We start from the raw sequence: 11,451 nt of genomic DNA, 5'->3' as shown, positions 1-11,451 counted from the left end.
CCACCTACAAAGGAGTTCGATCCATGGCCAACCACAGCTACCTGACCATCAACGGCAAGAAGATGGGCCTGATCTCGGCGGGGTGTTCCACCCACGACTCGATCGGCAACAAATGCCAGGTCGGGCATACCGACCAGATCCTCGTGCTGGCGCTGGCGCACGAGATGACCACGGTCAGCAACGTCTCCAGCGCAGTTCACAGCCCCCTGCTTATCCACAAGCACCTCGACAAATCCTCCCCCTTGCTGGCCCAGGCCATGGCCGACCGCGAAGAACTGTCCTGCGAGATCGATCTCTATCGCACGGCCAATGGCACGCAGCAGAAGTACTACACCCTCAAGCTCCTGGGCGCGCGGATTGTCGGCCTCAGCCTCGACATCCCCGATGTACTGGTGTTCAACGATGCTGCGCCGACCGAGCAGGTCATGCTGCGCTACGAGCAGATCACCTGGACCCACCATATCGCCAGCACCGATGGCTATGCCTTCTGGGGGTTGGACGAATGAAGAAATGGTCCCCGACTTCGCCAGAGTGGTTTCCGGAAGAGTCCTGGGAGCTGCATCAAAGTGCTGCGAATCTTACGCAGTATGCGTGCATTGTTAGTTCTCGGCATATCAGGGATGTGGGAATACGGGCGCGGTTTAATCGTCAGGTGACGCTTTATGCGCGGCAGATTTTGCAGGAAGTGAGGAGTGCAAAGATCTCGATCGAGGAGGGATTAAAGCAAATTCAGTCATTGCACAAAGAGCTTCAGCCACACTTTGATACCGGCAGTGGGGTTGTTGGTTTGAGAGCCGGATTGTATCAAGTTTTTGATGGTGCAAATCTGTGTCGATCACGTGCAGGTTGCATTATCGGACTGCCCATGATAGCTCATGGCTTTAATAATATTTATGAAAACGGCCTTAATCTATGGGCGGGTCGCTCTGACACTACCGGCCCGGTGAGATGGGTCTATCGGCGTGCGGCTGGATGGATGGGTAAAGATCCTGTTAAAGGTGATGTTGCCTATGGTTCTGTGGACATATCTTTCTCTGCGGTATCACTTTTGAGGCCTGTGCCGAAGAGAAACGCTCGTAAATTATTTAGATATCTAGACTCTGATTTGCAGCGCGCCTACGCTAGGACGGGAAAAATTGCTCTTTCTCTAGATTCTCTCGCAACAGGTTTGACGATCAAAAAACTGCATGATGATATGAATAAGGATTCGGAAGAGTGATGGTCTTTCTGTTCTTTATGGTTGCAATATGCAGTGTGTCACTAGCTTATTTTCTGAGAGGCTGCTTTTCCGGTGAGGATCTCAAACTGAGGTATTCTGCCGGCTGCCTTGTCTTTAACTGGGTATTTGGCTTTTTCTACTTGGAGCTCGCACGAGAAAAATGTATTTCGTTTTATGGATGCGTTCCGGATTTCGTCAATGAAAACCCAGCTGTTTTTTGGGTGGCGTTGGTATGTCTATTCCTGCATGCTTCCGCTTTCCCTGTGAACTCAGAGGTTAGGCGATGGGTTTTTCGTAAGAACAAAAAAAATCAACTCTAGCTTATTGAGTTCTCATGGAAAATGGCAAGTTCGGATTAATGTTTTCCAGGGGCGTTGAGTGATTTATCTTGATTTGGCCATTCTGAGCTGTTTAGGCCTAGCAAGTCTCAAGATGATGCGGGATTACTATTTAATAGGGCAGAAAAGCAGTGGTAGGTATTTTGTTATTCGTTATGAATCTGGTGGCGTGTCATATCTACTCCCATGCTTATGAAATGTCTTGTGGAAAAATGTTTCCTTCCTAGTGAGGTCACTATGGGAGAAACAATGATGGCGTTATTTTCAGCGTTTATTCATCTTTACGCAGGTGTTGGTGCAAGGACATGCAAGAATGATCACGCTGCTGTTCATTTTTATTGCGGTGCCTAGTGTTGCGATAGCATATTATTTACGTTTTAGGTTCTCTGCTCCGGATCTGAAAGCTCATCAGGCGATAGGATGCTTTTTCTATAATTTCGTCTTTGGTTTTTCTTATCTGAAGCTTGCTGAGTACGGGTGTATTAGTTTTTACGGGTGTTTTACGGATTTCGAGAAAGAATATCCTATCATAGCTTGGGGGTCTTTTTTCTGCTTTATCTTGCACGGCTTGGCTCATCCCATGGAATGGAATCCTCGGATCAGATTTCGAAGGAAGTTAAAGTGAGCTTGGTAGGTTAGCTCTATATTGGGTGAAGTGGAAATTTTCCAGTGTTGCACGTCGGTGCTTAGTCAGATGATAGGCGGGAGTAGTTGCTTGATGGTTATTCGTGCCAGGGGTAAAGATGATAACTTTTCTGTATTTTTGTTTTTCGATTCTTCTCCTTTTTGCTGCTTGTTTTGTAGGGCGAAGATTGTCCGGGGCTAACTATTCTGAAATAAAGACTATAGTATTTATGTTTCCAAACAGTTTTTTTCTTATGCTCCATTCGCGGCTTTTTATGGATGGCTGCTTAATAGAGGGTTTTTGTTTTCCAAATTTGGATTCGGACTATCCGGTTCTGACATGGTTAGCACTTGGATTCGGTTTCGCTCATGGATTCGCGTTTCCCGTGCCATGGGAACGTAGAGGTTTTTTTCGAAAGCGGAACAAACTTCCAATGAGGTTTTAGCGTGTGGATAACATTGATTCAGATCGCATTCCGGCGCCGATGAATAAGCTGGATGATGGTGTGAATAAGGATTCAGATGAGTGATGGTTTTTCTGTTCTTTGTGGTTGCAATCGGCAGTGTGTCGCTAGCTTATTTTCTAAGAGGCTGTTTTTCCGGTGAGGATCTCAAACTGAGGTACTCTGCCGGCTGCCTTGTATTTAATGGAGTGTTTTGTTTTTTCTACTTGGAGCTCGCGCGGGAAAGATGTATTTCGTTTTATGGGTGCGTTCCAGATTTTATCAATGAGAATCCAGCTGTTTTTTGGACGGCCTTGGTATGCCTATTCCTGCACGCTTACGCTTTTCCCGTGGACTCGGAGGTTAAGCGATGGATTTTTCGTAAGAAAAAGCCAGTTTAATTATGAGCCTTTTATTTTTCATGCTGAGTGTTGGAAACAGAGTGTGAGTAGCTCGCAATTTTTTGTTGTTGCGGTTTTAAGCTTTGTGTCTGCTCGTTTACTCAATTTGTGGTTTTCGGGGTCGAGATTAAATGGCTGCAAGTACTTTTTATGCGTAGTATTTAATTGCCTTTTTGGATTCTACTATTTAAGAATAGTAGACAGTGGATGCATGGCATTTCAAGGGTGTCTGGATAAATCACAGGTCGAATATGCGATTGTCGGTTGGGTGGCATTGATCTGCGCCATTGTTCATGCTTGTTCCTTTCCCACTTCGAAAAAAACCGCGTGGAAGTAAGTGAGGAGGTAATTGGCTTCGGTATCTGCATACGCTAGTAAGGTCTTTCATGTCTAGAATTAAAGAGTGATAAATGAGTCTGGTGGATTTTTAATTCTGACGGTAGCCAGTCTATGCTGTGCTTTCTTTTTTAAAAGGTGGAGCTCAAGAGCCGGTTATGAGTCGTGGCGATATTACTTCTGTGGGGTGTTTAACTTTGTATTCATATGTACCTACATGAGGGTTGTCGACCAAGGGTGCATAGTGCTGGTTGAGTGTCTTGGCAAACAGCATGAAGATTATCCTCTGATGGCCGCGATGGCGTTGGTTGCAGCTGTATTGCACGCGGTAGCCATGCCCTCTAGAACCGATGAAGCTAAGTAGCTGGATTTTAATTTTCTGGTCTCGTGTGGGGCAATGGTGCTTGAGGCTCTATGATTACTTTTCTATTCGTTGTTATTGCTTTTTTTAGTGTGTTGGTTGCATATTTTTTACGTGATAGATTTTCTGGCGCAGATGTAAGGCGCCGTTATGTTGCGTTGTGTACGTGCTATAACTTTTTTTGGAGTTTTTCTTATCTAAAGCTTGCGCAGTCTGGATGCGTTGTCTTTTTTGAATGCTTTGCGGATTTTGAGGGAAATTATCCTGTTATAGCTTGGGGATCTTTCTTCTGTTTTATTCTACATGGCTTCGCTCATCCCGTAGATTGGGTTCCCAGAATCAGGCTTAGGAGATGGTCAAAGCGGCTATGATAAATTTCATGATTGAAGTGTACATGATTAGACTCACCTTGATTCAGATTGTGGCGGAGGCTGAACAATGATCACGGTGGTATTTGTCTCTCTATCGTCATTGGTTATTTGTGTCTCTTATTGGGCGCGGCGAAAATTTTCTGGCGTAAAATTTAAGGGTAGGTATTTCATACTCTGTGTCGTCTGTAATTTCCCTTTTGGGATCTTTCATCTGGATATAATAGTGCGGCGCTGTGTCAAGTATGTCGGCTATTTTCCGAATCTGCACTTTGACTACCCTGTGTTAAGCTGGTTTGCGTTTCTGTTTGCTGTTCTTCACTGCTTCGCGCTTCCGTCGGAAAGCGAGCCCGGGCGCTTATTTAGAAAGAAGCAAAAATCTCTTTTGTAAATATATCAACTAAGCGATGCTGCTTGACAATAGTTGCGTGTTTTATGCCCTTGTTTTCTGTGGTTGATAAGTTGCAGTCCTGGTGGCATATCCGCAATAGATAGTTCTCAAGCGCTTTCCCGGCCGATCACCTGACACTCCAGCAAATTCAACTGCTCCGCCTCCCCCTCGATAACCCCCAATTTCTGCAACACCCGCTCAGCCGCCAGCACCCCCATCTGCAACGCCGGCGGTTTCACCGTGGTCAGCCCCGGCATCAGCATGGCGGCGAACGGATAATCCCCAAACCCCATCACCGCGCAGTCCTCGGGAATCCTGAACCCGGCCCGTTGCCCCGCCAGCAAGGCCCCCGCCGCGAGGTTGTCATTGGCGAAGATGATCGCTTCCGGCCGCTGCTCCGAAGCCATCAGCGACAGCATCGCCTGCTTGCCCGCTTCGAACGGCGCCAGGTCCGTCTCCGGTGCGAATACCTGCGGCTCGCCACCCAGTTGCTTGAGCGCTTCGATATAGCCATCACGCCGCTCCAGGGCACTGAAGTCGCCCGCCGCGCTGTTCTGCACGAAGGCGATCCGTCGGTAGCCCTTGTCGTGCAGATGGCGGGTGGCAACCACGCCGACTTCATGATGGGAAAAGCCGATCTGGATCGGCGTCCGCTCCGGCCGGTAGTCCCAGGTTTCCACCAGCGGGATGTCCGCTTCGGCGAGCATCTTTTCCGTGGCCGGGCTGTGGAAGTGGCTGGTCAGCACCAGCGCTGCCGGCGACCAGCCGAGAAACGCCCGGACTGCGCTTTCTTCCTGCTCGCTGGAGAAGTAGCTGGACGCCAGCAGCAACTGGTAGCCGTGGCGGGTGAGGGTGTCGCTGAAACCCTGGATGGTGTCGGCGAAGATCGGCCCGGAGATGTTGGGGATGACCATGGCGACGATCCGCCCCCGCGCAGACGCCAGTCCACCGGCCACGAGGTTGGGCACGTAGCCCAGTTCGGCGACCACTTCGGCGATGCGTTCGCGGCGCTCGGGTGAGACCGATTCCGGCTGGTTGAAGTAGCGCGACACGGTGATCGCCGATACTCCGGCGGCCCGCGCCACCGCCTGCAAGGTGACGCGGCCGGCGCCACGGCGTTTGCGTGGCGGGCTTTTTTCATCGCTCACAAGGCACGTCCTTAAAAACCTAAAGGCATATAAAAGTAATTTTTCAGTATTGGACGATCTATTCGGCGCCCGATGATACTGGCGATGTTAGCGCTAACAAAGTGGTTTGTCTGCTACTCGCACGAGCGAATGCCCAAGGACCCTGCGCTGACGTTTCATCAGGCGCCGCGGTCAGCGATCGCGGTGGACAGGGCATTCTTCGAGTAGCGAACCATGTACAGCCGTGCCGCGTTTTCCTCCGCAATTTCTCCCTTGGCCCAGGCCATTCGCCGTCAACGCCTGAGCCTCGGCGTGCTCGCGCTGAGCACCTTGCCGATGGCCCCGGTGATGGCCGTCGAGACCGCGCCTGGCGCGCAAGACGACAGCCCGACCCTCAAGGCCGTGACCGTCACCGCGACCCGCCGCGAAGCCTCGCTGCAACAGGTGCCGGTGGCCGTTTCGGTGGTGGATGGCGAACAGCTGGAGCGGGAAAACCGCAACAGCGTGGCGAGCATCGTGCAGCAGGTGCCGAGCCTGAATTTCCGCACCGGCGCCTCGAACAAGGACACCTCGCTGTTCATCCGCGGCGTGGGCACCATTTCCACTTCGCCGGGCGTCGAGCCGACCGTGGCGACGGTGATCGATGGCGTGGTCTTCGGTCGCCCGGGCCAGTCGACTCTGGACCTGCTGGATATCGAACGCCTGGAAGTGCTGCGCGGCCCGCAGGGCACCCTGTTCGGCAAGAACGCCTCGGCGGGCGTGCTCAACATCACCACCCGCGCACCCACTGAAGAAACCCACGGTTTCGTCGAGCAGTCGTACTACAGCGGCAATGAAAGCCGTACCCGCTTCGGCATCGGTGGTGCGCTGATCCCCGACACCCTCAAGGGCTCGATCAGCACCCTGTTCGGCAGCTACGACGGCAATGTCGACAACAAGGCCAATGGCCAGGAGGTCAACGGCTACAACCGCAAGGGTGTGCGCGGCAAGCTGGTGTTCACCCCCAGCGACGACCTCAGCCTGACCCTCGCCGCCGACTACCTGAAATCCCGCGACGACGCGCCCAACGGCGTGGTGGCGAAATCCCTGCTGCCAGCGTTTTCCAATGCCCTGGCGCCGGTGCGCGCCGACAGCGACAACCGCGATGTGGTCAGCGATTACCGTAGCCATGTCGACGACACCAACAAGGGCCTGTCGGCCCAGCTCGACTGGAATCTTGGGGATTACACCCTGACCTCGATCACCGCCTGGCGCGGCTGGGACAACACCCAGTGGCAGGACGGCGACCGCCTGGCGACCATCAGCGCCGCCTTCCCCGGCATCGAGGACAAGGGCGAGCTGGAGTACAACCAATACTCCCAGGAACTGCGCCTGGCCTCGCCGAAAGGCCAGTTCCTCGAATACGTCGGCGGTCTGTTCTACATGCACGGCAAGGACGAGGAAACCTACCGCCGCACCTTGCGTACCACCACCGCCACCCAGCAGGGCATCGCCGACTACAGCACCACCAACGACAGCTACGCGGTGTTCGGTGAAAGCACCCTCAACTTCACCGAGCGTTTCCGCGGTATTGCCGGCCTGCGCTGGACCCACGACGACCTCGAATACGACCACCGTCGGGTCTCTACCTCGACCGTGGCGGTCAACGGCATCCAGCCCGGCACCAGCAGCTCCGGTTCGGTGGACGAGGATGGCTGGTCCGGCCGCCTGGGCGTGCAGTACGACCTGACCGACGACATCACCAGCTACCTGACCTACTCCCGCGGCTACAAGGGCCCGGCCTACAACGTGTTCTTCAACATGCAGCCGCGCGACACCGACGCGCTCAAGCCGGAGACCTCCAACAGCTGGGAGGCCGGGCTCAAGGCCAGCCTGTGGAACAACCGCCTGACCACCAACGTCGCCGTGTTCCACACCGAATACGAGAACTACCAGGCGAACTTCTTCGACAGCGTCGCCGGCCAGGTGGTGACCCGCCTGATCAACGCCGGCAGCGTCAGCAGCGAAGGCGTCGAGCTGGACTTCGCCCTGCAGGCCACCTCGCAGCTGAAGTTCTCCGGCGCAGTGGCCTACACCAAGGCGCGCATCGACGAATTCGCCTGCCCGGCGGGCGCGGCGGCGTCGTGCAACGTCAACGGCAAGCCACTGCCCTACAGCCCGGACTGGAAGAGCTACGTGCGCGCCGACTACAGCATCCCGCTGGACAACGGCCTGGATATCGAACTGGGCACGGACTTCAGCTGGCAGAGCAAAGTGCAGTACGACATTTCCCAAAACGCCGACACGATTCAGGGCGCCTACGGCATCTGGAATGCCAGCGTCGCCCTGGCGGACTACAACGAAGGCTGGCGCGTGGCGTTGCTGGCCAAAAACCTTGCGGACAAATCCTACTCACCTCTTCTGGCCACCGGCGGCAACTACGTCTACCGCGCTGTTCCGCGCGATGACGAACGTTACTTCGGCATCCAGCTTCGCAAGGACTTCTGACATGAGCAAAACCCCACGGCAAATGAGTCTCGGCGCCTTTTTAATGGCCACTGGGCATCACGTCGCCGCCTGGCGTCACCCCGATGTTCCGGCCAATGCCGGGTTGGATATCCAGCACTACCGACACTTGGCCCGGGTTGCCGAAGGCGCGTGCTTCGATGCGTTGTTCGTTGCCGACAGCGTTGCCGCTGCCGAGGGTGAGATTGCCAGCCGGATGGCCCGTTCCGACCACTTCGAGCCCTTGACATTGCTAGCAGCGTTGAGCGGGGTCACGGAGCGCATCGGCCTGGTCGGTACAGCTACTACAACGTACAACGAGCCATACCACATAGCACGCAAGTTTGCTTCGCTCGATCATCTGTCAGGAGGGCGGGCAGGGTGGAACCTGGTAACCTCCGATGCGGCCGCCGAAGCCTTGAATTTTGGCCTCGCCGAGCATGTAGGCCACGCAGAACGCTATGTTCGCGCCCGGGAGTTTCATGAAGTGGTGGTCGGTCTGTGGGATAGCTGGGCCGACGATGCCTTCGTCAGAGACAAGAAATCCGGTACGTACTACAAGCCAGATTCAGTACGATTGCTCAATCACGACGGCGAACACTTCAAAGTGCGCGGTCCTTTGAATGTAGCTCGCACCCCGCAGGGCCGCCCGGTGGTGGTCCAGGCCGGTTCGTCGCCGGCCGGGCTGGACCTGGCGGCGCGTACCGCCGACGTGGTGTTCACCGCGCAGACCTCGCTGGCGGCGGCCCAGGCTTTCTATACCGATCTCAAGGGCCGGCTGGCTGCGTATGGGCGTGACCGCGATGCGCTGAAGATCATGCCGGGGGTGTTTGTCGTGACCGGTGAGAGCCAGGCCGAAGCCGAGGATAAGTTCGCGGTGTTTCAGGAGTTGGTGGAGCCGGAGGTGGGCATCGCCTTGCTCGGGCGGATGCTGGGCAACTTTGATCTGTCGGGTTATCCACAGGACGGCCCGCTGCCGGAGCTGCCGCTCACCGACAGCGGCCAGCGCAGCCGCCAGCACCTGCTTAGCGAACTGGCCGCGCGGGAAAACCTCAACCTGGCCCAGCTCGGCCGGCGCATTGCCGGCGGACGCGGGCATCACAGCCTGATCGGCACGCCGGCGCAGATTGCCGACCAGTTGCAGGAATGGTTCGAGAACGACGCCGCCGACGGCTTCAATGTGCTGGTCCCCCATCTGCCGGGCGGCCTGGAAGACGTGGCTCGCCACGTCGTGCCGGAGCTGCAGCGCCGCGGCCTGTTCCGTACCCGCTACGAGGGCACCACCCTGCGCGAGCACCTCGGCCTGAGCCGACCGAACAATCCCTATTTCTCTTGAGGAGTACGCCCATGACTTACGTCGCTGCGCAAAACCGCTACACCGCCATGCCCTACCGCCGCGTGGGGCGCAGTGGCCTGGTGCTGCCCGCCCTGTCCCTGGGCCTGTGGCACAACTTTGGCGACAGCACGCCACTGGATAACCAGCGCGCCCTGCTGCGCACCGCCTTCGACCTGGGCATCAACCACTTCGACCTGGCCAACAACTACGGTCCGCCCTACGGCAGCGCCGAAACCAACTTCGGCCGCCTGCTGCGCGAGGATTTCAAGGGCTATCGCGATGAGCTGATCATCTCCAGCAAGGCCGGCTGGGACATGTGGCCCGGGCCTTACGGGCAGGGCGGCGGTTCGCGCAAATACATCCTCGCCAGTCTCGACCAGAGCCTGGCGCGGCTGGGGTTGGACTATGTGGATATCTTTTATTCACACCGCTTCGACCCGGACACCCCGCTGGAGGAAACCGCCGGCGCACTGGCCACGGCGGTGCAGCAGGGCAAGGCTTTGTATATCGGGATCTCGTCCTATTCCGGGAGCAAGACCCGGGAAATCGCCCGGCTTCTGCAGGAATGGAAGGTGCCGCTGCTGATCCATCAGCCGGCCTACAACCTGCTCAATCGCTGGGTGGAAAAGGATCTGCTGGAGGTCACCGACGAGTTGGGCGCCGGAGTGATCGCCTTCACCCCGCTGGCCCAGGGCCTGCTCACCGACAAGTACCTCAACGGCGTGCCCAGTGATGCCCGGGTCAACAAGCCGGGTGGTGGTTCGCTGCTGCCGTCGCACCTGTCCGAGGCCAACCTGGCGCATGTCCGTGCCCTTAACGAAATCGCCAGGGCACGCGGGCAGAGCCTGGCGCAATTGGCGCTGGCCTGGACCCTGCGTGATTCTCGGGTTACCTCGGCTTTGATCGGTGCCAGCCGGCCGGAGCAGATCGTCGAGAACGTCGGCGCCTTGAGCAATCTCGTCTTCAGTCCGGAAGAACTGGCGCTGATCGACCGGCATGCGGTGGAAGGCGGTATCAACCTCTGGGAAAAGCCCTCGCTGGCGGAGTGATCGATGAAGCTACTGGCAATGTTCGCCGCCGGCCTGGGCCTGTTCGGCCTGGCGACGGTGGCCCAGGCTGATCCGCAGGCGCTGCGCATCGGCTACCAGAAGGGATCTATCGCTCTGGTGCTGGCGAAGGAGCATGGGCTGCTGGAAAAGCGTTTCCCCGAGACCCAGGTGCAGTGGATCGAGTTTCCCGCCGGACCGCAGATGCTCGAAGCGCTGAACATCGGCAGCCTGGATGTCGGCTCCACCGGTGATATCCCGCCGCTGTTCGCCCAGGCGGCGGGAGCGGATCTGGTGTATATCGGCGCCGAGCCGGCCAAGCCGTCGGCGGAGGTGATCCTGGTGCGCAACGACAGCGCGCTGAAGCAGGTGGCGGACCTGAAGGGACGCAAGGTCGCGCTGCAGAAGGGTTCCAGTTCGCACAACCTGGTGCTGCGGGCGCTGAACAAGGCCGGGTTGTCGTTTCGCGATATCCAGCCGGTCTACCTGAGCCCGGCGGACGCCCGCGCGGCCTTCGAGCACGGTAGCGTGGATGCCTGGGCGGTGTGGGACCCGTATGTGTCCCTGGCGCTGAGTGAAGGGCACAGCCGCAAGCTGGCCGATGGCGAAGGGCTGGGGCTGTCCGGGCCGGTCTACACCGCGCGACGGCCTTATGCGGCGGAAAATGGCGAGTTTATCCACAGCCTGCTGGCTGAGCTGACCTCCGCCGAACAACTTACCCACAGCGACCGTGAAGCCAGTCTGAAAGTGCTGAGCGCTTCCATGGGGCTGCCTGAAGCGGTAGTGGCCAGCTATGTGGATAACCGGCCGCCATCGCCGGTATTGCCGATCACCGAGGCGGTGATCCAGGCGCAGCAGGCGACGGCGGATCTGTTCTATGAGAACCGTTTGTTGCCGAAGCGGTTGGAGGTGAAGAAGGCGTTGCCCTGAGTTCCTTCGAAAGCACCGTGGACTCTGTGGGGCTTGTTCCCACAGAG

The 11,451-nt window shown here is 56.6% G+C and carries 7 protein-coding genes; 6 read left to right on the top strand and 1 reads right to left on the bottom strand.

Going from position 1 to position 11,451, the window contains the following annotated elements:
* The first annotated feature begins 23 nt into the window (after window positions 1-23).
* Together ACODSK_RS00460 and ACODSK_RS00455 are read left to right on the top strand one after the other, a co-directional pair.
* Window positions 24-506, top strand: a complete 483-nt coding sequence (locus ACODSK_RS00460; RefSeq protein ID WP_489013046.1) for an Hcp family type VI secretion system effector — start codon at window positions 24-26, stop codon at window positions 504-506.
* Window positions 503-1,219: a DUF4225 domain-containing protein gene (locus ACODSK_RS00455; RefSeq protein WP_489013045.1), complete on the top strand. Its 717-nt coding sequence runs from the start codon at window positions 503-505 to the stop codon at window positions 1,217-1,219. The genes ACODSK_RS00460 and ACODSK_RS00455 overlap by 4 nt, the downstream gene beginning before the upstream one ends.
* Before the next feature lie 3,369 nt (window positions 1,220-4,588).
* Here ACODSK_RS00455 and ACODSK_RS00450 read toward each other — a convergent pair.
* On the bottom strand, window positions 4,589-5,629 hold the full coding sequence (locus ACODSK_RS00450) for a LacI family DNA-binding transcriptional regulator (RefSeq protein WP_489013044.1): 1,041 nt from the start codon (window positions 5,627-5,629) through the stop codon (window positions 4,589-4,591).
* Window positions 5,630-5,944: 315 nt separating this feature from the next.
* Here ACODSK_RS00450 and ACODSK_RS00445 point away from each other — a divergent pair, with 315 nt between their 5' ends.
* From ACODSK_RS00445 to ACODSK_RS00430, 4 genes are read left to right on the top strand one after another with little or no spacing between them, the layout of a single operon-like run.
* Window positions 5,945-8,095, top strand: coding sequence for a TonB-dependent receptor (locus ACODSK_RS00445; RefSeq protein ID WP_489013323.1), 2,151 nt, complete (start codon window positions 5,945-5,947; stop codon window positions 8,093-8,095).
* Between the two features lies 1 nt (window position 8,096).
* Window positions 8,097-9,428 (top strand): LLM class flavin-dependent oxidoreductase, encoded by a 1,332-nt coding sequence (locus ACODSK_RS00440; protein WP_489013043.1) that lies wholly within the window; start codon window positions 8,097-8,099, stop codon window positions 9,426-9,428.
* Between the two features lie 11 nt (window positions 9,429-9,439).
* On the top strand, window positions 9,440-10,477 hold the full coding sequence (gene mgrA / locus ACODSK_RS00435) for an L-glyceraldehyde 3-phosphate reductase (RefSeq protein ID WP_489013042.1): 1,038 nt from the start codon (window positions 9,440-9,442) through the stop codon (window positions 10,475-10,477).
* A 3-nt stretch (window positions 10,478-10,480) separates the two neighbouring features.
* On the top strand, window positions 10,481-11,404 hold the full coding sequence (locus tag ACODSK_RS00430) for a sulfonate ABC transporter substrate-binding protein (protein ID WP_489013041.1): 924 nt from the start codon (window positions 10,481-10,483) through the stop codon (window positions 11,402-11,404).
* The last annotated feature ends 47 nt before the right edge of the window (window positions 11,405-11,451 follow it).

It is taken from the genome of Pseudomonas sp. FG98, from assembly GCF_057808595.1.
Note: the sequence above shows the minus strand (reverse complement) of the source record. Positions and strands in the feature narration are given on the sequence as shown.